The organism is Streptomyces sp. NPDC036764 (genome assembly GCF_055609385.1).
Map to the genome: position 1 here is coordinate 131,942 of NZ_JBVJPT010000015.1, position 23,011 is coordinate 154,952.

23 protein-coding genes are annotated in these 23,011 nt (G+C 70.3%); 2 read left to right on the forward strand and 21 right to left on the reverse strand.

Features of this window, described 5'->3' with window-relative positions; translation table 11 throughout:
- The first annotated feature begins 88 nt into the window (after nucleotides 1-88).
- The gene (locus ACZ69Q_RS37610) at nucleotides 89-778 is read left to right on the forward strand and encodes an LAETG motif-containing sortase-dependent surface protein (protein WP_471051185.1); all 690 of its coding nucleotides are present in this window, start codon (nucleotides 89-91) and stop codon (nucleotides 776-778) included.
- A 428-nt stretch (nucleotides 779-1,206) separates the two neighbouring features.
- Here the strand turns inward: ACZ69Q_RS37610 and ACZ69Q_RS37615 are convergent, their stop codons facing one another.
- From ACZ69Q_RS37615 to rpsB, 13 genes are all read right to left on the reverse strand, one after another.
- Entirely contained in the window at nucleotides 1,207-2,928 is a 1,722-nt protein-coding gene (locus tag ACZ69Q_RS37615) for a DEAD/DEAH box helicase (protein WP_471051187.1), read from the reverse strand.
- Between the two features lie 85 nt (nucleotides 2,929-3,013).
- Nucleotides 3,014-3,217 carry a cold-shock protein gene (locus tag ACZ69Q_RS37620; protein ID WP_031486274.1) on the reverse strand — a complete coding sequence of 68 codons (204 nt, stop codon included), beginning with the start codon at nucleotides 3,215-3,217 and terminating at the stop codon, nucleotides 3,014-3,016.
- A 209-nt stretch (nucleotides 3,218-3,426) separates the two neighbouring features.
- Entirely contained in the window at nucleotides 3,427-4,218 is a 792-nt protein-coding gene (locus ACZ69Q_RS37625) for a maleylpyruvate isomerase family mycothiol-dependent enzyme (protein WP_471051193.1), read from the reverse strand.
- A gap of 25 nt (nucleotides 4,219-4,243) precedes the next feature.
- Nucleotides 4,244-5,263 (reverse strand): ABC transporter ATP-binding protein, encoded by a 1,020-nt coding sequence (locus ACZ69Q_RS37630; protein WP_471051196.1) that lies wholly within the window; start codon nucleotides 5,261-5,263, stop codon nucleotides 4,244-4,246.
- Nucleotides 5,264-6,943 (reverse strand): ABC transporter permease, encoded by a 1,680-nt coding sequence (locus ACZ69Q_RS37635; RefSeq protein ID WP_471051199.1) that lies wholly within the window; start codon nucleotides 6,941-6,943, stop codon nucleotides 5,264-5,266.
- The gene (locus tag ACZ69Q_RS37640) at nucleotides 6,919-8,004 is read right to left on the reverse strand and encodes a thiamine ABC transporter substrate-binding protein (RefSeq protein ID WP_471051201.1); all 1,086 of its coding nucleotides are present in this window, start codon (nucleotides 8,002-8,004) and stop codon (nucleotides 6,919-6,921) included. Before ACZ69Q_RS37640 ends, ACZ69Q_RS37635 begins: the two co-directional genes overlap by 25 nt.
- A 219-nt stretch (nucleotides 8,005-8,223) precedes the next feature.
- The gene (gene rlmN, locus ACZ69Q_RS37645; RefSeq protein WP_471051204.1) at nucleotides 8,224-9,330 is read right to left on the reverse strand and encodes a dual-specificity RNA methyltransferase RlmN; all 1,107 of its coding nucleotides are present in this window, start codon (nucleotides 9,328-9,330) and stop codon (nucleotides 8,224-8,226) included.
- A 123-nt stretch (nucleotides 9,331-9,453) separates the two neighbouring features.
- Complete coding sequence (locus tag ACZ69Q_RS37650) at nucleotides 9,454-9,903, reverse strand: SRPBCC family protein (RefSeq protein WP_471051207.1); 450 nt, start codon at nucleotides 9,901-9,903, stop codon at nucleotides 9,454-9,456.
- Between the two features lie 123 nt (nucleotides 9,904-10,026).
- The gene (locus ACZ69Q_RS37655; protein WP_471051210.1) at nucleotides 10,027-11,220 is read right to left on the reverse strand and encodes a phosphatidate cytidylyltransferase; all 1,194 of its coding nucleotides are present in this window, start codon (nucleotides 11,218-11,220) and stop codon (nucleotides 10,027-10,029) included.
- On the reverse strand, nucleotides 11,220-11,777 hold the full coding sequence (frr, locus tag ACZ69Q_RS37660) for a ribosome recycling factor (protein ID WP_062666818.1): 558 nt from the start codon (nucleotides 11,775-11,777) through the stop codon (nucleotides 11,220-11,222). The genes ACZ69Q_RS37655 and frr overlap by 1 nt, the downstream gene beginning before the upstream one ends.
- Nucleotides 11,778-11,955: 178 nt before the next feature.
- Nucleotides 11,956-12,714, reverse strand: a complete 759-nt coding sequence (gene pyrH, locus ACZ69Q_RS37665; RefSeq protein WP_471051212.1) for a UMP kinase — start codon at nucleotides 12,712-12,714, stop codon at nucleotides 11,956-11,958.
- A gap of 195 nt (nucleotides 12,715-12,909) precedes the next feature.
- A complete protein-coding gene (gene tsf, locus ACZ69Q_RS37670; protein WP_471051215.1) occupies nucleotides 12,910-13,746 on the reverse strand; it encodes a translation elongation factor Ts in 837 nt (278 codons plus the stop codon).
- Between the two features lie 153 nt (nucleotides 13,747-13,899).
- Nucleotides 13,900-14,823 carry a 30S ribosomal protein S2 gene (gene rpsB, locus ACZ69Q_RS37675; RefSeq protein WP_471051218.1) on the reverse strand — a complete coding sequence of 308 codons (924 nt, stop codon included), beginning with the start codon at nucleotides 14,821-14,823 and terminating at the stop codon, nucleotides 13,900-13,902.
- Between the two features lie 493 nt (nucleotides 14,824-15,316).
- On the opposite strand from rpsB, the gene ACZ69Q_RS37680 reads away from it, so the two are divergent.
- Complete coding sequence (locus ACZ69Q_RS37680; RefSeq protein WP_471051488.1) at nucleotides 15,317-15,808, forward strand: M23 family metallopeptidase; 492 nt, start codon at nucleotides 15,317-15,319, stop codon at nucleotides 15,806-15,808.
- 233 nt (nucleotides 15,809-16,041) lie between these two features.
- On the opposite strand, the gene ACZ69Q_RS37685 is transcribed toward ACZ69Q_RS37680, so the two are convergent.
- The 8 genes from ACZ69Q_RS37685 to lepB form a co-directional block, all read right to left on the reverse strand.
- Entirely contained in the window at nucleotides 16,042-16,599 is a 558-nt protein-coding gene (locus ACZ69Q_RS37685) for a TetR/AcrR family transcriptional regulator (protein WP_471051490.1), read from the reverse strand.
- Between the two features lie 94 nt (nucleotides 16,600-16,693).
- Nucleotides 16,694-17,536 (reverse strand): RNA polymerase sigma factor WhiG, encoded by an 843-nt coding sequence (gene whiG / locus ACZ69Q_RS37690; RefSeq protein WP_471051220.1) that lies wholly within the window; start codon nucleotides 17,534-17,536, stop codon nucleotides 16,694-16,696.
- 306 nt (nucleotides 17,537-17,842) lie between these two features.
- On the reverse strand, nucleotides 17,843-19,105 hold the full coding sequence (gene dprA, locus ACZ69Q_RS37695) for a DNA-processing protein DprA (protein ID WP_471051222.1): 1,263 nt from the start codon (nucleotides 19,103-19,105) through the stop codon (nucleotides 17,843-17,845).
- Nucleotides 19,102-20,706 carry a YifB family Mg chelatase-like AAA ATPase gene (locus ACZ69Q_RS37700; RefSeq protein ID WP_471051225.1) on the reverse strand — a complete coding sequence of 535 codons (1,605 nt, stop codon included), beginning with the start codon at nucleotides 20,704-20,706 and terminating at the stop codon, nucleotides 19,102-19,104. The genes dprA and ACZ69Q_RS37700 overlap by 4 nt, the downstream gene beginning before the upstream one ends.
- The gene (locus ACZ69Q_RS37705; protein WP_471051228.1) at nucleotides 20,707-21,069 is read right to left on the reverse strand and encodes a YraN family protein; all 363 of its coding nucleotides are present in this window, start codon (nucleotides 21,067-21,069) and stop codon (nucleotides 20,707-20,709) included.
- Between the two features lie 107 nt (nucleotides 21,070-21,176).
- Complete coding sequence (locus ACZ69Q_RS37710) at nucleotides 21,177-21,485, reverse strand: DUF2469 domain-containing protein (protein WP_003965949.1); 309 nt, start codon at nucleotides 21,483-21,485, stop codon at nucleotides 21,177-21,179.
- A 56-nt stretch (nucleotides 21,486-21,541) separates the two neighbouring features.
- Nucleotides 21,542-22,054 carry an NUDIX hydrolase gene (locus ACZ69Q_RS37715; RefSeq protein WP_471051231.1) on the reverse strand — a complete coding sequence of 171 codons (513 nt, stop codon included), beginning with the start codon at nucleotides 22,052-22,054 and terminating at the stop codon, nucleotides 21,542-21,544.
- The gene (gene lepB, locus ACZ69Q_RS37720; protein WP_471051234.1) at nucleotides 22,044-22,817 is read right to left on the reverse strand and encodes a signal peptidase I; all 774 of its coding nucleotides are present in this window, start codon (nucleotides 22,815-22,817) and stop codon (nucleotides 22,044-22,046) included. The genes ACZ69Q_RS37715 and lepB overlap by 11 nt, the downstream gene beginning before the upstream one ends.
- Between the last annotated feature and the right edge of the window lie 194 nt (nucleotides 22,818-23,011).

The following is a 23,011-nucleotide window of genomic DNA, read 5'->3' on the forward strand; positions in this document are numbered from 1 at the left end:
AAACCTGTGAGACTCCTGGGGACGGTGATGTCGCGTCACCGGCCCTCTCCGAACCCCCCTCAGTGGTGCAACTCCCGTAAGGACAAACGTGTCCATAAACCGCCGTACTGCCGCGCGTTCCGTGCGCGCTCTGGGTGTCGCCTCCGCCTCGGCCGCGCTCGCGCTCTCCGCCGCGGGCACCGCGCTCGCGTGCAACATCAGTGAATTCTCCGCCGAAGCCAAGTGCGACGGCGACAAGGGCGTCATCACCGTCACCGACGTGGACCCCAGCGGTGTCCCGGCGACCATCACGGTGTTCCTCCAGAACAACGGCGCCGACCTGAAGAAGGTCGGTGAGCAGGTGGTCAAGGGCTCCCGCGAGGGCGTCACCATCACCTTCGCCGAGAACTGGAAGCCGGACGCCGAGTACCGCGTCCACGTCAAGGCCGCCGGCTATGTCGACGAGGACATCACGCCGAACCTGACGACCCCCTCCACGGCCTGCAAGAAGGAAGAGCCGCCGGCTCCGTCGGACACCCCGACCCCGTCGGCCCCCGCCTCGACCCCGGCCGAGGAGACCGACTCGCCGACCCCGACCCCGTCGGAGAGCGACAGCACCGCCCCCGCGGACACGGTGAGCAGCGCCCCGTCCCCGGCGGCCGGTGACTCCAACCTCGCGGAGACCGGTGCGAACTCCAACACCGGCATGATCGCGGGCATCGCGGTCGGCCTGGTCGCCCTCGGCGGCGGCGCGGTCTTCTTCGGCCTGCGCCGGCGTGGAGCGAGCAGCGACCGCTGACGCACCCCCCAGCAACACACGTGGCCCGTCCCCGTTTCCGGGGGCGGGCCTACGTCGTCTCCACTGATGCCACACCGGGGCGGGCGTCGCTTGACGCGGCCCAGGTGAAAGGGCGCTGCCGGAGCGGCGGAGCTCCGGGCTAAGCGGCAGAGGCGCAGCCGCCGACCAGCGACCTAAGCGGCAGAAGTGCAGCCACAGGGCAGCGGCCTAGGTGCCAAAGGCGCTGCCGGAGCGGCGGAGCTCTGGCCTAAGCGGCAGAGGCGCAGCCGCCGAGCAGCGGCCCAAGTGGCAGAGGCGCAGCCGCCGAGCAGCGGCCCGAGTGGCAGAGGCGCAGCCGCCGAGCAGCGGCCCGAGTGGCAGAGGCGCAGCCGCAATCGCAGCGCAGCGGTCTGAGCGGCAGAAGTGCGGCCGCAGCCCCAGAGCGCGGTCTAGTTGGCCGAGGTGCGGCGGCCGCCTCGCCGGTCGGCGTTGCGCCCGGCGGTGTCGCCCGTGCCTCCGCCGCTCTTCGCCCGTCGGCCGGATCCGCTGCGGACAGCCTTGCCGGAGGCGCCGGCGCCGGTCGCAGCCCCGGCCGTGGACCGGCGGTCGGAGCCGCGGCCGCCCGCTCTGACCGCACCGCCAGTTGCCCCGCCGGATGCCGTCCGGCGGGCGGATCCTCGCCCACCGGTCGCGGAGGTGGTGGCGGTCGTGGTGGACGCCGGCGCCCCGGACGCGGCCCGGCGGCCGGTGCCCCGGCTCCCCGACCCGGTGGTGGTACCCGCCGCCTTGGCCTCGCCGCCGTTTCGGCGTCGGCTGCCGGACCGCCTGCCGGTCTTCCCGTCCGCGCGGGACGCCGTCGATGTCACCGGCTGGGGGACCTCGATGATGACGGCCACGCCGGAAGGCTCACGCGCGCCGGTGATGACGGCCAGTTCCGGGTCGCTCGAGGTGATCCGGGACGTCCGGGGGCGGATGCCAGCGTCCGACATGAGCCGGGTGACGTCCCGCTTCTGGTCGGGCAGGACCAGTGTGGCCACGCTGCCGGAACCGCCCGCGCGGGCCGTGCGGCCGCCCCGGTGCAGGTAGTCCTTGTGGTCGGTGGGCGGATCGACGTTCACGACGAGGTCGAGGTCGTCGACATGTATGCCGCGGGCCGCGACGTTCGTCGCCACCAGGGCGGTGACCTGGCCGCTCTTGAACTGCTCCAGGGTGCGATTGCGCTGCGGCTGGGAGCGGCCCCCGTGCAGTGCCGCCGCGCGGACACCGACGGCCAGTAGCCGCTTGGTCAGCCGGTCGGCGGCCCGCTTGGTGTCGAGGAAGAGGATGACCCGCCCGTCACGGGCCGCGATGCGCGTGGTGACGGCCTTCTTGTCGGTCTCGTCCTGGACGTGGAGCACGTAGTGCTCCATGGTCGTCACCGCTCCCGCCGACGGGTCCACGGAGTGCACCACGGGGTCGGTCAGGAACCGCTGCACCAGACGGTCGATGTTGCGGTCCAGGGTGGCCGAGAAGAGCATGCGCTGCCCGTCCGGCCGTACCTGCTGGATCAGCTTGGTGATCTGCGGCAGGAAGCCCATGTCGGTCATCTGGTCGGCTTCGTCCAGCACCGTGATGCGCACGTCGCCGAGCACGCAGTCGCCGCGTTCCAGCAGGTCGTTGAGCCTGCCGGGAGTCGCCACGAGCACCTCCGCGCCGCGCCGGAGCACAGCCGCCTGCTTGGTGATCGACAGCCCGCCGACCACGGTGGCCAGCCGCAGGTTCACGGCCGTCGCGTAGGGGGTCAGCGCGTCCGTCACCTGCTGGGCGAGTTCCCGGGTGGGCACCAGCACGAGGGCGAGGGGCGCCTTGGGCTGCGCACGCAGTCCGGCCGTGCGGGCCAGGAGCGCCAGCCCGAAGGCGAGGGTCTTGCCGGAACCGGTGCGCCCCCGGCCGAGCAGGTCACGGCCGGCGAGCGAGTTGGGCAGGGTGGCGCCCTGGATGGGGAAGGGGGTGGTCACGCCCTGCGCGGCGAGCGTCTTCAGCAGCCCTGCCGGCATGTCCAGAGCGGCGAAGTCCTCGACGGCGGGGAGTGCGGGTGTCGTGTTTTCCGGCAGCCGGAATTCCCGCGGCGGCGACGCGGACGGTGCGGGCGACGAGGCGCGCCGGTTCGGCTTCTGGGGCCTGCGGGGCATGCGGCTTTCTGCCTTCCTGAAACAGCACAAACCGGGGTCCGCACCATGCGGTGCGGACCCCGGTTAGCGGATACGCGTCCGGCGATCAGGCGGGAACGATGTTCTCCGCCTGCGGGCCCTTCTGGCCCTGCGTGACGTCGAAGGTGACCCGCTGGCCTTCCTGGAGCTCACGGAAGCCCTGGGTCGCGATGTTCGAGTAGTGGGCGAAGACGTCGGGGCCGCCGCCGTCCTGCTCGATGAAGCCGAAACCCTTTTCGGCGTTGAACCACTTCACGGTTCCCTGTGCCATGACCTTCTCCTTCTGTAGGCAGAGGCCCCATCCGGAGATGCCGGAAAAAACAACTAATGCGCCCCTAGGAATGCATTCCTGTCAGGCGCACATAGGTTCATGGGTACCACAACTGCAACACCGAAACACTAGCACAGCTCGGCGCCCTGGGAAGGATCACCGGAGGGCGAACCGAGGGTTCCCGGGAGCCGTCGCCGGCCCACGCGGCGCTAGAAGCTGGCCCGCTCCAGCCAGAACTCCAGCAGCGCCCGCTCGCCGAGCACCTCCAACCCGTGGCCGTCCAGCGGCAGCCGACGGTAGAAGGCGAGCAGTACGGCGGTGAGCGGCCCCCGCAGCGCGACGGTCGCCTTCTCGTGGCCGCGCCGCCAGGAGATGACGTCCCCGCAGACGTCGATCAGCCATTCGGCCTCAAGCCCGGCTGTGTCGCCGGTGGCGTGCAGGTGGATGCTGCCCGCCCTGCGCAGGTCCCTCGTCGGATCGTCCGGCAGGTTCCGCTGGGCCCACTCGATGATCTGGAGCCATTCGTCGATCGCGTCGGCGGCCACGTCGGGCGCGACCTCATAGGGCAGTCCGGCGGCGAGCGTGGCATCGGCGCGGTGGATCGTGAGCTCGTGGGCCATACGGCGGGCCCAGAACCCGGCACTGTGGACCCCGGCCCATCCCCACACCTTCGCATCGGGCCCGGCCTCCCTCAGCGCGCCGACCAGCGTGTCGCCACTCTCCGCGAGCCAGGCGTCCAGGGCGGCGGGGTCGCCCTCGCCGGCGGGGCCGCCGTGAAGCGGGACCGTCTCCTCCGGGATCTCCTCCTGCGCCCGCGTCCGCACCATCAGCTCCACCCAGCGCAGGGCGCCGCCCGTGTGCCGTACGAGCTGTTCCAGCGACCAGTCCGGGCAGGTCGGCACGGTGGCCGACAGATCGGCGCCGGAGGTCACCACGGCTCGCAGGAGGCCGACTTGGTGGGCGATCTCGTCGCAGTAGCGATCATGGGTGAGGGGTGTCATGTCCCGCACCATATGCGCAGTGTGATCAGCCCAGCACGACAATTTCGGCCGCGTCGAACTCGACCCCGACGGCGTCCCCCACCTCGGGCGCGTCCCGCAGGGCGCACGCCGCCTCCAGGCGCGGCGCGTCCTCCGGCTGGAGGTGCACGGCGACATGCGTGCCCTTGAACGTGCGGGCGGCGACCGTGCAGCGCAGCCCCGTGTCGGGGCCCACGAGCCGCACTCCGGCCGGCCTGACCAGCAGCGTCTGCGTGCCCTGGGCGGCGTCCTCGCCCACCGGCAGCTTCCCCCAGGGCGTGTCCGCGGCCTGACCGGCGACCGTGCCGTCGACCACGTTGTCGAAGCCGAGGAAGCGCGCGACGAACTCGTCCACCGGCCGCTGCCACACCTGAAGCGGCGTGCCGCTCTGGGCGATGTGCCCGTCCCGCATCACCACGACCCGGTCGGCGAGCGCGAACGCCTCGCCCTGGTCGTGCGTCACGGCCAGCACGGTGGTGCCCAACCGCCCGAACAGCTCGCGGAGTTCGACGACGAGCCGCTCCCGCAGCGAGCGGTCGAGCTGCCCCAGCGGCTCGTCCAGCATCAGCAGCCTCGGCCGGGGCGCGAGGGCACGGGCCAGCGCGACCCGCTGCTGCTCCCCGCCGGACAGCGAGGCTACGGCTCGCCCGGCCGCGCCCGGCAGTCCGACCAGGTCGAGCAACTCCCGTACCCGCTCGGCCTGCTCACCCTTCGAGGCGCCGTGCATCCGCGTCCCGAAGGCGACATTGCCGCCGACGTCCCGCTGCGGGAAGAGCTGGTGGTCCTGGAACATCAGACCGACGCCCCGCTTGTGCGCGGGCACCCCCGCCTGGTCCCGCCCGTCGAGGGACACCCGCCCGGCGTCGAGTGGTTGCAGCCCCGCCACGGCCCGCAGCAGCGTCGACTTGCCGCTGCCGCTGGGCCCGAGCACGCACACGATCTCGTGCTCGGCGACATCGAGGTCGACGGCGTCGAGAACGGCCCGCGCACCGAAGCGAACGGTCGCACTCTCCAGGCTCAGCAGCATCTAGAACTCCCCGCTCCGGTCGGTCCGCAGCCGCTCCAACACCAGCAGCGCCACCGCGCACACCACCATCAGTACCGTCGAAAGGGCCATCGCCTGGCCGTAGTTGAGCTCGCCGGCCCGTCCCAGCAGCCGCGCGACGGCGACCGGCAGCGTCGGGTTGTCGGGCCGCGCGATGAACACGGTCGCGCCGAACTCCCCCAGCGACACCGCGAAGGCGAACCCGGCCGCGATCAGCAGCGCCCGCCGCACCATCGGCAGGTCGACCTCGCGCCAGACCCGCCAGGGCGAGGCGCCCAGCACGACCGCCGCCTCGCGCAGCCGCTGGTCCACGGCCCGCAGCACGGGCAGCATGGTCCGTACGACGAAGGGCACCCCGACCAGCGCCTGGGCCAGCGGCACCAGGATCCAGGTACTTCTGAGGTCGAGCGGCGGCTCGTCCAGCGCGATCAGGAACCCGAACCCGACCGTCACCGCCGACACCCCGAGCGGCAGCATCAGCAGCGCGTCGAAACCCCGGACGAACCGGCCCGCGTCCCGCCGGGTCAGCGCGGCCGCCGCGAGACCGCCGATCAGCACGGCGATGAGGGTGGCGACGACCGCGTACTGGAGCGAGTTGCCGATCGCCTCGATCGGCGCGACGAGGAAGACGCCGCCGTCGGCACTGGTCAGCGCCCGGTAGTAGCCGAAGTCGGGGGCGTCGAGCGACCGCTGCACCAGCACGGCCAGCGGCAGCAGCAGGAGTACGGCGATGACGGCCAGGACACCGGCCAGCAGCGCCCACTGGCTCGCCCCGCGCGGCCGCCGAGCGGTCACCGACGCGTCCACCAGGCGCAGGGCGCTCTCCCGCCGCCGTACCGTCCAGGCGTGCACGGCGAGGATCGCGGCGACCGCCAGGAACTGGATGATCGTCAGTACGGCGGCCGTGGACAGGTCGAAGATCTCGGAGGTCTGCCGGTAGATCTCCACTTCGAGGGTGGAGAAGGTCGGGCCGCCGAGGATCTGCACCACACCGAAGGAGGTGAAGGTGAACAGGAAGACCATGAGCGCGGCGGCGGCCACGGCGGGGCCGAGCGCCGGGAGGGTGACCTGACGCCAGGCTTTCAGGGGCGACGCCCCGAGCATCCGCGCGGCCTCCTCCTGCCGCGGGTCGAGCTGCGCCCAGAGCCCGCCGACCGTGCGGACCACGACGGCGTAGTTGAAGAAGACGTGCGCGAGCAGGATGGCCCACACGGTGGTGTCGAGCCGTACCCCCCACAGCTCGTCGAGGAGCCCGCCGCGGCCGACGAGCGCGAGGAAGGCGGTACCGACGACGACCGTCGGCAGCACGAAGGGGACGGTCACCACGGCTCGCAGGACCTGTTTGCCGGGGAAGTCGAAGCGCGCGAAGACATAGGCGCCCGGCAGCGCGATCAGCAGGGTCAGCGCGGTGGAGGCGAGCGCCTGCCAGGTGGTGAACCACAGGACGTGGCGGATGTCGGACTCCCCGAGCACGTCCCACAGCCGCCCGAACCGCCACACCCCGTCGACCTTGAGACCGCGCGCGACGATCGCGGTGACGGGGTAGGCGAAGAAGACGGCGAAGAACGCGACGGGGGCGGCGATGAGACCGAGCCGCACCGCCGCCGCGCCCTTCTTCCGCGGGGCCGCTGCTTCAGTTACTTCAGTACGAGCGAGGTCCACGACTTGACCCAGTCGTCACGGTTGTCGGCGATCTTGGCCGGGTCCATGGTCTCGGGGTTCTCGGCCTGGGGCCCGTACTTGGTGAACTCCTCGGGCACCTGGGCGCCCTCGCGCACCGGGTAGACGAACATGTTCAGCGGCATGTCGTCCTGGAAGGTCTTGGTCAGCAGGAAGTCGAGCAGCGCCTTGCCGCCCTCGGTGTTCTCGGCGTTGTTCAACAGGCCCGCGTACTCGACCTGCCGGAAGCAGGTACCGGCCGCGACGCCGGTCGGCGCGCTGGTCGGCTTGGGGTCGGCGTAGATCACCTCGGCGGGCGGCGAGGAGGCGTACGACACGACGAGCGGCCGGTCGGCCTTGGCCTTCTTGCCGCCGGCCGAGCCGGAGAACTCCTCGTTGTAGGCCTGCTCCCAGCCGTCGACGACCTTCACGCCGTTGGCCTTCAGCTTCTTCCAGTAGTCCTGCCAGCCGTCGTCGCCGTACTTGGCGGCGGTTCCGAGGAGGAAGCCCAGGCCGGGCGAGGAGGTGGAGGCGTTCTCGGTGACGAGGAGGTTCTTGTACGCGGGCTTGGTCAGATCGTCGTACGTCGTCGGCGGGGTCAGCTTGTGCTCGCTGAAGTACGCCTTGTCGTAGTTGACGCAGATGTCGCCGGTGTCGACGGGGGTGACCCGGTGCTTGTCCTGGTCGACCCGGTACTCGGGCAGGACCGTGTCGGACCCCTTGGCCTCGTACGACTGGAACAGCCCGTTGTCGAGCGCCCGCGAGAGCAGGGTGTTGTCGACGCCGAAGAAGACGTCGCCCTGCGGGTTGTCCTTGGTCAGGATCGCCTTGTTGACGGCCTGCCCGGCGTCGCCGTCCTCCAGGACCTTGACCTTGTACCCGGACTGCTTCTCGAACGCGGCGAGGACGCCCTTCGAGACGGCCCACGAGTTGTGGCTGACGAGGGTCACGGTCTTGCTCTTGGATCCGGGATCGTCGCTGCCCGAGTCGGACGACCCGCACGCGGACAGCGTGACGAGGCCGAGCCCGACGGCGAAGACCGTGGCCTTCTTGGTGATGCTCACTGGATTCCTCCTGGGGTTGACCAGGAAGAGACGCGGCCCTGCCCGGGAGCCCTCTTCGGCTCCCGGGCAGGGCGCAACAGCTTGAGTGATGACCGAACTTCCTACCCAGAATGACCTGGGCAAGGTTCAGAGGGTCTGCGGCCCGATTGCCGCACTCTCAGCGCTGTGGCGCTCCCCTGTCGGAATATGAAGATGTACGTACGGGTGTACGCGCTCAGATTACCGCTCGGTGGCCGCGAGCTGGCCGCAGGCCCCGTCGATCTCCTGACCACGGGTGTCCCGGATCGTCACCGGTACGCCGTGCGCGGCGATGGCCTCGACGAACGCCTTCTCGTCCTCGGGCCGGGAGGCGGTCCACTTCGACCCGGGCGTCGGGTTCAGCGGAATCAGGTTCACGTGCACGGGCTTGCCCTTGAGCAGCCGCCCGAGCCGGTCACCGCGCCATGCCTGGTCGTTGATGTCCCGGATGAGGGCGTACTCGATGGACAGCCGACGGCCGCTCTTCTCGACGTACTCGAACCCGGCGTCCAGCACCTCGCGCACCTTCCACCGCGTGTTCACGGGCACGAGGGTGTCGCGCAGCTCGTCGTCGGGGGCGTGCAGCGAGATCGCGAGCCGGCACTTGAAGCCCTCGTCGGCGAACCGGTGGATGGCCGGGACGAGACCGACGGTCGAGACGGTGATCCCGCGCTGGGACAGCCCCAGCCCGTCGGGCTCGGGATCGGTGAGCCGCCTGATCGCCCCCACGACCCGGTTGTAGTTGGCGAGCGGCTCCCCCATCCCCATGAAGACGATGTTGGACAGCCGCGCAGGCCCGCCGGGCACGTCCCCGTCCCTGAGCGCCCGCATCCCGTCCACGATCTGATGGACGATCTCGGCGGTGGACAGATTGCGATCGAGCCCCGCCTGCCCGGTGGCGCAGAAGGGACAGTTCATCCCGCAGCCGGCCTGCGAACTGATGCACATGGTCACCCGGTCCGGGTACCGCATCAGCACCGACTCGACGAGCGTCCCGTCGAACAGCCGCCACAGCGTCTTGCGCGTGTCGCCCTGGTCGGTCGACAGATGCCGTACGACGGTCATCAGCTCCGGGAACAGCTCCTCCCGCAGCTTGGCACGCGACCCGGCAGGGATGTCGGTCCACTGCTCCGGGTCGTGCGTGTACCGCGCGAAGTAGTGCTGCGAGAGCTGCTTGGCACGAAACGGCTTCTCCCCGACCGCGGCAACAGCGTCCTTACGCTCCCCGGGCGTGAGGTCAGCAAGGTGCCGCGGCGGCTTCTTGGCTCCGCGGGGGGCGACGAATGTGAGTTCTCCGGGCTTAGGCATAGCCCAACCAGTGTCGCAGATCCACTGGCATGGCCCGCCCCACCGCGGATCCGGGAGATCACTCCCTCGTGACGGGCGGTCCTCCGACGGAATCGTTGACGTCGGTGCGTCGCAGGCGCCGGACTACCCGGTCGTACCCTCCAGCCGGTCCTTCAGGAGTTGCTCGTCGCGCGGCAGTTCCTTGCGGACCTGCGGGCGGACGACGAGAGGGATCAGTACCTTGCCGACGCCGTGCCCCTCGAAGTCGATGTCGATCGTGACGCGGGAGCGCCGGCCGTCGTCGAGCGGCTCGATCCGGCCGTGGGTACGGGGCCGGACGGGGCCGTCGATCCCGTGCAGGTCCCAGCCGTACGGAGGGTCGAGCTGGTCGAAGCGCACGGTCATCGGCATCTGGCGGCTTCCGATGCGCCGGGTGACCCGGACCCGCGAGCCGGTGTGGATCGGACCCTCGTCCAGCGACTCGGCCGAGACCGCGCTGAGCTGCCATTCCGGCAGGTGAGAGGGATCCGTGATGTACGCGTAGACATCGGCTGGGGTCCGGTCGACGTCGATGATTTCTCGGATGGCGGTCATGACGACCCCCTTTGGGTGCCTTTGTGGGCGTACACCGAAATCGTCCCACACACAGAGGAGCCCCCGCTCTACGAGAACGGAGGCTCCCTGACACTTACCGGGCCGTCGGCCGGATCTCCGCCGTCAGCCGGATCCCACGAACAGCACCAGCAACAGCCACACCACCGGCGCCGTCGGCAGCAGCGAGTCCAGCCGGTCCATGATCCCGCCGTGCCCCGGCAGCAGCGTGCCCATGTCCTTGATGCCGAGGTCCCGCTTGATCATCGACTCACCGAGGTCACCCAGCGTGGCGCTGGCCGCAACCGCGAGGCCCAGGAGCAGGCCCTGCCACCAGGTGCCGTCGTCGATGAGGAACTGCATGCACAGCGCGCCCGCCACCATCGCGAAGCTCACCGCACCGAGCAGGCCCTCGCGGGTCTTGCCGGGGCTGATGCGCGGCGCGAGCTTGGTCTTGCCGAAGCGCCAGCCGACCGCGTACGCGCCGGTGTCGCTGACGACCGTCAGGAGCAGGAACGTCAGGACGCGCCACGGGCCGTCGTCGGCCGTGAGCATCATCGCGACGAAGGTCGCCAGGAACGGCACGTAGAACGCCGCGAAGACGCCCGCGGTGACGTCCTTGAGGTAGCCCTCCGGCGGCTCGGTCATCCGCCAGACCAGGACCGCCAGCGAGGTCAGCGCCATCGCCACCCAGGCACCCTCGGCACCCCGGACGTACCCGGCGACCACCATGGCGGCGCCGCCCAGCGCGAGCGGGACGAGCGGCGCGTTGATGCCCTTGCGCTCATCCAGCCGCTTGGTCAGCTCCCAAAGGCCCACGACGACGGCGACCGCGACGACACCGACGAACACGGCCTTGACGACGAACAGCGACGCGACGATCACCACGCCGAGGCCGACACCGACCCCTATGGCCGCACCCAGGTCGCGCCCCGCGCTCTTCTTCTGCTGGGGCGCCGGAGGCGGGGCGTCGGGCATGGGCTCCGGATTCTGCGACGCCGCCTCGAAGGGCCGCGCCTGCGGCGTGTCGTGAGGCCGCGACTGCGGCGGCCGGCTGCTGAACAAGGGGCCGCTCGGCCGAGCAGCCCCCCGGTCGTCATCCTGGTCGCCGCCGTACGCGGGTACGTCGGGCACGATGGGCATGGGGCGAGTGTGCTGCGCCTCAGGCGCATCGTACGCGGGACCCGCCGGGGCAGCCCCCTGGACAGGTCCACGCCGAGCGGAGTGGGATGGGGGTCCCCCCGCCCGAAGAGTGGGGGAGGTCCCCCAGTACCCGGCCTGCCCGGCCCCGGGCGGCGCCCCCCAGGAAGAGTCGTTCATCAGACCTCGAGCAGCTCGGCTTCCTTGTGCTTGAGGAGCTCGTCCACCTGAGCGACGTACTTGTGCGTGGTGTCGTCGAGCTCCTTCTCCGCACGGCGGCCTTCGTCCTCGCCGATCTCGCCGTCCTTGATCAGCTTGTCGATGGCGTCCTTGGCCTTGCGGCGCACGGAGCGGATGGACACCTTGGCGTCCTCGCCCTTGCCCTTGGCGACCTTGATGTAGTCGCGGCGGCGCTCCTCGGTCAGCTCCGGGAACACCACTCGGATGATGTTGCCGTCGTTGCTCGGGTTGACGCCGAGGTCGGAGTCGCGGATCGCCTGCTCGATGTTGCGCAGCGCGCTCTTGTCGAACGGGGTCACGACCGCCATGCGCGGCTCCGGCACTGAGAACGAAGCCAGTTGGTTGATCGGCGTCGGCGCGCCGTAGTAGTCGGCCACGATCTTGTTGAACATCGCCGGGTGCGCACGGCCGGTGCGGATCGCGGCGAAGTCCTCCTTGGCGACCACGACGGCCTTCTCCATCTTCTCCTCGGCCTCGAGGAGGGTCTCTTCGATCACCACTTGCTCCTGCGTGTCTTGAGTAAGGCCCGGCTGCGGTTCCTCGGTGGGGCGGCGGCCGGCTGCGTCGCGTCTTCTTCCTGCACGGTTCCCGACCGGCAGGACATTGTCCATCCCCCCGGTCAGGGTCCGCCCCGTCCGTCCCCCGGACGGGTTCGTTTGCGGAGTTGTCGAAGCGTCAGCCCCGACCGCCCTGCTCACCCACAAGCGTGCCGATCTTCTCACCCTTGACGGCGCGGGCGATATTGCCCTCCACCAGAAGCTCGAAGACAAGGATCGGAAGCTTGTTGTCGCGGCACAGCGTGACCGCCGTGGCGTCGGCGACCTTGAGGTCGCGCGTGATGACCTCGCCGTAGCCGAGGGAGTCGAACTTGACGGCGTCCGGGTTGGTCTTGGGGTCGGAGTCATAGACCCCGTCGACACCGTTCTTGCCCATCAGCAGCGCCTCGGCGTCGATCTCCAGGGCGCGCTGGGCCGCGGTGGTGTCGGTGGAGAAGTACGGCATGCCCATGCCGGCGCCGAAGATGACCACGCGGCCCTTCTCCAGATGCCGTACGGCACGCAGCGGGATGTAGGGCTCGGCGACCTGGCCCATGGTGATGGCCGTCTGGACGCGGCTGTCGATGCCCTCCTTCTCCAGGAAGTCCTGGAGGGCGAGGCAGTTCATCACGGTGCCGAGCATGCCCATGTAGTCGGAGCGGGCCCGGTCCATGCCGCGCTGCTGGAGTTCGGCGCCGCGGAAGAAGTTGCCGCCGCCGATGACGACCGCGACCTGCGCGCCGTCGCGCACGACGGCCGCGATCTCGCGGGCGATCTTGTGCACCACGTCCGGGTCGACTCCGAGGCCCCCGCCGCCGGAGAAGGCCTCTCCGGACAGCTTCAGCAGGTACCGGCCGCGTACTTTGCCGTCGTCGCTCTTCTGGGGCTTGGTGGTCATCGAGATCCCGCCTTTGTTACGTGGTGCACATACGAAGAAGGCCATTGCCGGTTGGGGTGTGTTTCGCATCCCATGCGCGGCAATGGCCTCCTCGTCAGATCTGCTGTCGTCCGTCACGCGCGCGTGCGTGGTGACGGCGTCCGCCAACGACTGTCCTCGACCCTATAGGGACGAGGCGCCGATCGCGGCACGGACTCAGATGCCGACCTTGATGCGCGAGAAGCGCTTCAGGGTGACACCGGCCTCGTCCAGAACCTTCTGGACGGACTTCTTGTTGTCGAGCGCGTACGGCTGGCCGAGCAGCGTGGCGTCCTTGAAGAAGCCGTTGAGGCGACCCTCGACGATCTTCGGCAGGGCGGCCTCGGGCTTGCCCTCGGCGCGGGTGGTCTCCTCGGCGACGCGACGCTCGGACTCGACGACCTCGGCCGGCACGTCCTCCTTGGAGAGGTACTTCGGCGCGAAGGCGGCGATGTGCTGCGCGATGCCCTTGGCGACGTCGGCGTTCGGCTTGTCCAGCTCGACGAGGACACCGATCTGCGGGGGCAGGTCGGGCATCGTCCGGTGCATGTACGCGGTCACGAAGCCGTCGGCGAACTGCGCGAAGCGGTCCAGGACGATCTTCTCGCCGAGGTTGGCGTTGGCCTCGTCCACGAACGCCTGGACGGTCTTGCCGGCCTCGATCTCGGAGCCGAGCAGGGCCTCGATGTCGGCGGGGGAGGTCTTCGCGACGTGCTCGGCGATGGCGTTGGCCACGGCCTGGAACTTCTCGCCCTTGGCGACGAAGTCCGTCTCGCACTTCAGCTCGACGATGACACCGGAGGAGTTGTCGTCGGCGATGATCGAGACCACGGCGCCGTTCTCGGCGGAGCGGCCCTCGCGCTTGGCGACGCCCTTCTGGCCCTTGATGCGGAGCGCCTCGACAGCCTTCTCGACGTTGCCCTCGGCCTCGTCCAGCGCCTTCTTGCAGTCCATCATGCCGGCGCCGGTGAGCTCGCGGAGCTTCTTGACGTCAGCGGCGGTGTAGTTCGCCATGAGTCTGTGAATCTTTCTCGAAGTCTGGAAGATCGAAGATCTACGGGGTCTACGGCCCCTGGAGTAGCCGGGGCCGCTGACCTTCCGTCGACCTACGGGTGAACGGCGGGAGCGGACCTCATGTCACTGCTCCCGCCGTCAACACCGACGGTGTCAGGCCTGCTCGCCCTCGGCGGCCGGAGCCTCGGCAGCGGGGGCCTCAGCGGCCGGAGCCTCGGCAGCGGGGGCCTCAGCGGCCGGAGCCTCAGCGGCGGGCGCCTCGGCAGCCGGGGCCTCGGCAGCGGCCGGAGCCTCGTCCGCCTTCTTCTCGCCCTCGAGCAGGTCGCGCTCCCACTCGGCGAGCGGCTCGCCCGCGGCCTTCTCGCCCTTGTCACCGGTGGCGACGCCGGAACGGGCGATGAGGCCCTCGGCGACGGCGTCGGCGATCACACGGGTGAGCAGGGTGACGGAGCGGATCGCGTCGTCGTTGCCCGGGATCTTGTAGTCGACCTCGTCGGGGTCGCAGTTGGTGTCGAGGATGGCGACGACCGGGATGTTGAGCTTCCGGGCCTCACCGACCGCGATGTGCTCCTTCTTGGTGTCCACGATCCAGACGGCGCTGGGCACCTTCTGCATCTCGCGGATACCACCGAGGGTCTTCTCCAGCTTGGCCTTCTCGCGCGAGAGCACGAGAAGCTCCTTCTTGGTCAGACCGGAAGCGGCGACGTCCTCGAAGTCGATCTGCTCGAGCTCCTTGAGGCGCTGCAGACGCTTGTAGACGGTCGAGAAGTTGGTGAGCATGCCGCCCAGCCAGCGCTGGTTGACGAAGGGCATGCCGACGCGGGTGGCCTGCTCGGCGATGGCCTCCTGCGCCTGCTTCTTCGTGCCGACGAACATGACCGTGCCGCCGTGGGCGACGGTCTCCTTGACGAACTCGTAGGCGCGGTCGATGTACGACAGCGACTGGAGCAGGTCGATGATGTAGATGCCGTTGCGCTCCGTGAAGATGAAGCGCTTCATCTTCGGGTTCCAACGACGGGTCTGGTGACCGAAGTGGACGCCGCTCTCCAGCAGCTCCCGCATCGTGACGACGGCCATGGCCGTTCTCCTTGAATTTCTCGGTTGTGCCGCGAGAGCCGGACGGCTCCCGCGCCTGACGCCCACATGCGCCGTGCCACTAGGGACCGAGGGGCGCTGACACGGACCGTTTCCGGTGGCCGTGTCGGGGCGTGCGAAGTCGACCCGGTGACCCGGATCGCCAGAAGAAGTGTACGGGACCCGAGGGGTACCGGGTGACCCCGCTGTCCACAACCCAGGAGTTATCCACAGATACCGGCCATGATCGACGGAGGTAAGGGACGGTCCTCGCATGCGAGCGAAGCGATGTGCGAGAACGGCGGGGGCGGCAAGGGCATGCGGACGGTCGGTGGGGCGGCTGGTGTTGCTGCTGCTCCTGACGACGACCGTCCTGCTGGCACCGGCCCCGCGACTGACCCTGACCGCCACGACCACGACGACCACGACGACCACGACGACCACGACGACCACGACGACCACGACGACCACGACGACCACGACGACCACGACGAGCGTGCCCTCCGCGCCGGACCCGGCCCCGACGGTGCCGGCGGTCGGCCGTGCCTGGCCCGTGGGTGTACGTCCCCCGATCCTTCGCGGTTGGGAGCCCCCGGCGACCACGTACGGCCGAGGCCACCGCGGCGTCGACCTGGCGGCCGCGACCGGTACGCCCGTCCGAGCGGCTGCGGCGGGACGGGTCTCCTTCGCGGGACGGGTGGCCGGGAAGGGGGTCGTGTCGGTGGAGCTGCCGGGGACGGGGGATCCACCGTTGCGGACGACGTACGAGCCGGTGCGGGCCGTGGTGGAGAAGGGCGACGAGGTGGAGGCGGGCGAGGTCGTGGGGACGGTGGAGGCAACCGGGTCGCACTGCACTGAGACGTGCGTGCACTGGGGCCTACGGAGAGCCGAGACCTACCTGGACCCGCTCTCGCTCCTCCCGCCGTGGCTGCTGCGCACCGGGCCATCGAGGCTGCTGCCGGTCCTGGGGGTCCCGCTGCCGTCGTAGTCGCCGAGCTGCCGAGCCGTTTCAGCCATTGGTGGGGGCGGGGGGCACTTCGCTGGCGGTGGGCGGGGGCACCTCACCGGCGGTGGGCGGGTGGGGCACCTCACCGGCGTTGGACTGCGCGACGCCTCGCCCTCAGCCATGAGGTCCGGTGCCCGGTGCCAGGTACCCGGCGCCAGGCACCGGTCAACGCCGGTCGACGCAATCCACGCCCACCCGTGCCGCCTCCTTCGGCGTCAGCCCCGAACGCCCCGCAACGCCATGGCCACCGCAGCCTCCGTGATCGAGGCCGGCTCCTCCGCCGCGCCCAGCTCGATCCTGCGCACGGCCGCGTCCACGACGCCCTGCAACAGCATCGCCGCCAACCGCGGCTCCCCGTGCCCCATCTCCCCCAGTGCCTCGACGATCATCGCGACGAGCCCGCCGTGCGCCGCCCGGATCTTCTCCCGAGCCCCGGCGTCCAGTTCACTCGCGGAGATCGCGACCACGGCCCGGTGCCGCCGGTCCCCCACCAGCTCGAGCTGCTTGCGCACATACGCCTCGACCTTGTCCTCGGCAGTGGCCGCACGCTCCATCGCCGCCGAGACCTCCGCGGCCCACAGCGGGAAGTCGACCTCGCACAGCTCCTCGACCACGGCGGCCCGAGACCGGAAGTACTCGTACACGGACGACCGCGCGAGCCCCGTCCGCTCGGCGAGAGCCGGGAAGGTCAGCGCCTCCGTCCCTCCCTCGGACAACAGGGACCGCGCCGCGTCCAGCAGGGCGGCTCGCTGCATCGACCGGTGCTCGGCCACGGAGGCCGCTCGAATCCTTGGCACGTCAACCACTTTACGGACGTGCCCTCGCGGACGGGAGTCTCTCCGCGAACCCCGCACGCGTCCGGCCAGGTCAACGACCGAAGCCGGCCAGTTTCGCCCGCAACTGGAGCACGGACTTGGTGTGGATCTGGCTCACCCGGCTCTCGGTCACGCCGAGCACGTTCCCGATCTCGGCGAGGGTGAGTCCCTCGTAGTAGTACAGCGTCACCACGGTCTTCTCACGCTCGGGCAACGTGTTGATCGCCCGTGCCAGAAAGCGCCGCAGCTCCCGGTCCTCGGCCACCTCCACCGGGTTGTCGGCGGCGGTGTCCTCCAGCGTGTCCATGACGCTCAGCCCGTCGCCGCCCTCGCCCCCGCCGTGCAGCAACTCCTCCAGCGCCACCACGTTCGCCAACGACAACTGGCTGAAGACCGAGTGGAGTTCGTCCACCGCGATCCCCATCTCGACGGCCACCTCGGCCTCCGTCGGCGTCCGCCGCAGCCGCGCCTCCAGGGTGGTGTACGCCCGCTCGACGTTGCGTGCCTTCTGTCGCACCGACCGCGGGATCCAGTCCAGCGCCCTCAGTTCGTCGATCATCGCGCCCCGGATCCGCGTGATCGCGTACGTCTCGAACTTGATCTCCCGGTCGATGTCGAACTTCTCGATCGCGTCGATGAGCCCGAACACCCCCGACGACACGAAGTCCGCCTGCTCCACATTGGGCGGCAGACCGACACTCACCCGGCCCGCCACGTACTTGACGAGCGGCGAGTAGTGCAGGATCAACTGCTCGCGCAACCGCTCGTCCCCCGTCGCCTTGTACGACCGCCACAGCTCGTCGAGTGTCGAGGGAGCGGGCGGTCGCACGCTGCCACCGTCGCGGGCGGCTGGGGGGACCGCCGCCCGGTCGGACCCGGAGGTGTGCTGGGGCATTCGTTGCCTTGTGCCGTTCTGCCGTGAAGTGGGGGGTGCTTTGGGGGAGCTGTCGGTCTGATGTCGCTGTGGTGCCGTTCTGGGGACCTTCCGGTGTCGAGGTGCCGGTCTGCGCCGGAATCCTCGTGAGCGTAGCGTGACTGAAGTGTCGCGGTGCGCGAAGGACGGAGCGCAAGCCGTACGCAGATACGTTCCGCCCGACGCCCCGCCGGGTCATGCCGGTCGCTCTACGTGATCACACGAACACCCCAACTGGGGGAATTCACAAGGACATCCGTGTTCCCCCGTACGGCCGAACACGCTCGGTCAGCATCGGCTTCGACCGGCTCGAACGGAGATCATCGCCTGGCGTGTCAACTTCCAGCCGTCGCCGTGTCGTTCGACGTAGCCAAGTGCGCGGAGTTCGTACAGTCGGGCGATCGCGTCGTCCACGGCGGTCTGCGCACCGCGCGCGACCTCGTCCGCTCTCGCCGTACGACGGCCGGGCAGCGCGGCGAGGACTCGGCGGGCCGCCGGCTCGAGCAGATCGCGCGGCAGGACGGGCCCACGCCGCTCCGGGGCCAGCTCTCCCATGTCGCCGACCAGCTCGATGACCTCTGCGGCGTCGGTGACCAGGACGGCGTCGCCGCGCAGGAGCTCGTGGATGCCCGCGGACAGGCCGCTGGTGGCCGGCCCGGGCACTCCCATCGTGTGACGGCCCAGCCGCTGTGCCGCCCGGGCGGTGGCCAGTGAGCCACTGCGATGGGCGGCCTCCACGACGACCGTGCCCCGGGTCAACGCCGCGATCACCCTGTTCCGCACGATGAATCTGCTGGGCGTCGGATGATCCCCCGGCGGCAGCTCCCCGATCACCAGTCCCTGTTCCGCGATCCTGTTGATCAGCTCGGTGTGCCCGCGCGGATAGGGCCGGTCGACGCCGCAGGCGAGCACCGCGACGGTGGCACCGCCGGCGCCGAGGCAACCCCGATGGGCTGCCCCGTCGACTCCGTAGGCGCCCCCGGACACGACCACCCACCCGCGCTCCGCGAGCCCGCCGGCGAGCGTGGCCGCCATGTGGGCGCCGTATTCGGTGCAGGCGCGCGCTCCGACCACTGCCACGGACCTCAGGGCCCACATCCGCAGACTGGCCCGCCCCCGCACCCACAACCCGACGGGCCGGGCGTCCCCCAGGTCGTCGAGCTGCCCGGGCCACTCCACGTCCCCCGGGCACACGAACCGCACGCCGGCCTCCCGGGCAACGGCAAGATCCACGCCGGGCTCGGCCCGCGCCCCCCGGGCCCGTAACCCCTCCCACCGCTTGAAACTCACCCCGGGCAAGGGCTCCACCCCCGCCCGCAGCTTCCGCGCCACTTCCCCCACCCCGAACTCCCGCAGCCACCGCCCGACGACCTCGTCCCCGGGTTCGACGACACGGCTGAGGAAGACCCGATCGAGCAGTTCGCCATCGCCCGTCCCGCCGACCTCCGCGGCTCCGTCACTGGCCGAGGCAGCGCGATCGCCCTCCCTTCCCGAAACATGCGTCGCCGCCGCTCCGCCGCCGTCACCGCGATGCTCCCCAGGGCCGGTCATGTTCCGATCCCTTCGAGTACCGCCCCGCGGCGGACACCCGTGCGCAGTTCGAGGGCCCAGTTCACGTCGTTCGCCGAGGGCCGGCCGCGACCTGCCAGGTCGGCCAGGGTCCAGGCCACGCGCAGAACCCGGTCCAGGCCGCGCGCCGAGAGGAGGCCTCGATCGAGGTCTTCCTCGGCTTTTCGCAGCGCTCCCGGCTGAACGTGCCAGCGAGTGCGCAGCTCATGTCCGGGCACTTCGCTGTTGGTGCGCCAGGGCGTTCCCTCGTAGCGCGTGGCCGCCCGTTCCCGAGCGGCTTTGACCCGTTCGGCCACCGTCGCCGTCGTCTCCGCACCCGTGTGGAGCTGGAGCAGTTCGGCGCGTGCGACCGGTTCTACTGTGACCCGGAGGTCCACTCGATCCATCAGCGGGCCGGACAGTCGGGCCCGATATCGCTTGATCGAGGAGGGCCTGCACTCGCAGATGTCCTCACCCCGTCCATGCCGACCGCAGGGGCATGGATTGGCCGCCAGGACCATGAGGAACCTTGCGGGCATCCGCAGTATCCCGGCCGCACGGGCGATCACGACATGGCCGGATTCCAACGGCTGACGCAACGCGTCCAGGACGCTGCTGTGGAACTCAGCCGCCTCGTCGAGGAACAAGACCCCGTTGTGTGACAGGGATACCGCGCCCGGCCGGGGAAGGCCATTGCCTCCGCCGACGAGCGAGGCCATGGTCGCCGAGTGGTGCGGGGCGCAGTACGGAGGCATGTCGACCAGCGGGTGGCCGGGCGGAAGGATCCCCGCCACCGAATGGACCGCTGTCACCTCAAGCGACTCCTGCCGGCTCAGCTCCGGCAGGAGACCCGGAAGCCGCTCGGCCAGCATGGTCTTGCCGGCTCCGGGCGGGCCTTTGAAGAAGACGTGATGCCGTCCCGCCGCAGCCACTTCCAGGGCCGCTCGGGCCACGTGCTGGCCGGCCACGTCCGCCAGATCCTGTGTGTGACCGCCCTTGACCGAGCCGAGCCCGGTACCCGGGAGCGCCAGACCCGCCAGGAACGGGTCCGGGCGGATCTCGCCAGAGACGGGTTCCTCGTCCGGAACGGGCTCATCGGTGAGGACAGCGATGAGCTGGCGCAGACTCCGCACGCCCAGCACAGAGACACCCGGCACGAGTGATGCCTCCGGCACCGCGGACTCGGGTACGACCACCTGCTCGTATCCCGCATCTGCCGCCGCGAGCACCGCCGGCAGGACGCCCCGCACCGGCCGGACGCGTCCGTCGAGGCCCAGTTCCCCGATCATCACGATGTCGGCGAGCACCCGGGGGTCGATCCGCTCGGCCGCCCCGAGGACGGCCGCGGCGACGGCGAGGTCGAAGCCGCTGCCGCTCTTCGGTACGGACGCCGGGCTCAGGCCCACGGTCAGCTTTTTCTGCGGCCACGCGACACCCGAGTTCACGACCGCCGCGCGCACTCGGTCCTTGCTCTCCGTCAGGCTCTTGTCCGGCAGGCCCACCAGCGCGAACGCGGCGATCCCTGGCTCCAGATCCGCCTGGACCTCGACCACGACGCCCTCGACGCCGACCAGTGCCACCGAGCACGTACGAGCGAACCCCATTCAGGCCACCCCCCGCGCGTGCTCCACGACAGGGGCGCCCCGCTCCGGCAGGAGGACACCGACCAGGTCGATGCGGACGCCTCCCGGTGGTGCGCCTCCGTGGGTGTGGACCCAGCTCTCCGCGAGGCCACGCAGGCGCTGCGCCTTCTCCGGGGTCACCGCAGCCATCGGATGCTCGAAGGCACCCTTCCTGCGCGTCTTGACCTCACACACGACCAACACGTCACCGTCCCTGGCAACGATGTCGATCTCCCCGGCCCTGCCGCAGCGCCAGTTGCGCTCCAGAACCGTCATCCCGGACTCGACCAGCCGCCTCGCGGCCAGTTCCTCGCCGTACCTGCCGAGTGCACTGCGTGCGTTCATGTCGGCACCACCTCCGGCGCCAACAATGCGAGCAGCTCAGCGAGCTATTGGATCTTGGTGGACAAGTCCGTGACTGTGGATATCCGTCTCACCCCCGCGAGTGAACGTCACCCGCCGGGAAGCTCCAGATCGCTCTTGTTGAGCTCCTCGATGTTCACGTCCTTGAACGTGAGCACCCGAACCTGCTTCACGAAGCGCGCCGGCCGGTACATGTCCCACACCCAGGCGTCCGCCATGGACACCTCGAAGAACACCTCACCCTGGACCGAATGCACCTGCATCTCGTAGTCGTTGGTCAGGTAGAAGCGCCGCTCGGTCTCGATCACATACTTGAACAGACCGACGACATCGCGGTACTCCCGATAGAGCTTGAGCTCCATCTCGGTCTCGTACTTCTCGAGGTCCTCGGCGCTCATGGCATGTTCCCCTTCAGCCGTGCGATCCCACCATTGTGCGCCAGTCCCGTCAGCACCTAGACGATTTCAGGGTCAAGGGTCACGGGCCCGGCGGGGGGACCTTCGTCGAGCAGTGTGCGCAGCAGCTCGGCGAGTCTGGTCGGATACACCGTCTCATGCGCTCGGGCAAGTTCCTGACACGTCCACCAGCGCGCACCGGCGACGCTGCGCCGCTCCAGCTCGGTGAGGCCCGCGGCCCGGGTCGCCGTCTGTGTCGTACGTGCCAGGTAGTACCACTCGTCCTGGTCCCAGCGGCGTCCCGCGAACGGGAACGAACACCTCCGCCGCCACAGTACGGGACCGAGCACGACCTCCGTGATGCCCGTCTCTTCCGCGAGTTCCCGCATTGCGGCTTCTTCTCGCGTCTCGTCGCCCTCCAGTCCCCCGCCGGGCGTGAACCACCAGTCGTCGGCCGGATCCTCCGGCTCATGGCCGTACAGGAGCAGAATCCGGTCGTCGGGGTCGAGCAGCACGACCCGGGCGACCTTGCGCAGCCCGTCGTCGTGCCCCTGCACCGCCTCAGCGGGCACCCGCGGGCTCCGTCCGCGCGCGGGAACGGCCCGCGAGGCGCTTCTCGATGGGGCCGTAGGCCCCACCGGCCAGGACCAGCACACCGCCCACGACGATCAGCGCGAGGACCGTGCGCAGGGGCCCCTGAGCCGACAGCGCGCCGAGCTGCTCGAAGCCCGTGGGGCGCTCCAGCATGCCGCTCATGGGCCATACGACGGCGTCCACCCGGGCCGAGACGGCGCTGCGCGCCACCGTGCCGCTGGCGGCGTCCGTGAGGTGGGCCGTGGAGTCCAGGGAACCGCTGCGCTCGTCACCGAGGAGGAAGAGCCTGCCCTCCGGCACGGTCACGGTCGGGAAGTTCTGAAGCTCGGCCAGGCCGTCGTCGGCCAGATAGGGCTCGTCGATCTGCTTGCCGTTGACGGTCAGCTTGCCGCCCGTGCTGGCCACCGTGTCGCCGCCGACCGCGACCACGCGCTTGACGACGGGAGCGTTGGTGACCCAGGTCTTGTCGGTGAAGACGACGACGTCACCACGGCGAATCTGCTCGCCGTCGATGCGCTCGGCCAGGACCCGCGCACCGGCGCCGATCGTGGGCGCCATCGAACTCGTGGGCACGGTGTACGGCCGGTAGACCACCGCTCCCCAGGCGAACCCGCCCAGGAACAGCACCAGGCCCAGCGCCACGGCCAGCCCGGACAACCGCTGTCCGGTCCGGCTGCCCACCGGGCCCCTGCTCGCGCCACCGTCACGCGGCGCCGTACGTGTCGTGCTCTCGCCACCCATGGATCCGCACCCTACCCGGCGGTACCGACAGGGGGCAGCCCCCGCCGAGCACCCGGGACCACCGGCTCGGCAAAGCTTTCGCCAGCGCTGGGCACCGGCCGGAGCCCGGCCCCTGGCGGGACTGCCGTAAGCCGCCCAGCCCGGTCCCGGGCGGGATGGCCGTGAGCCCGCCCCACCGCCTCATGCAGGACGGC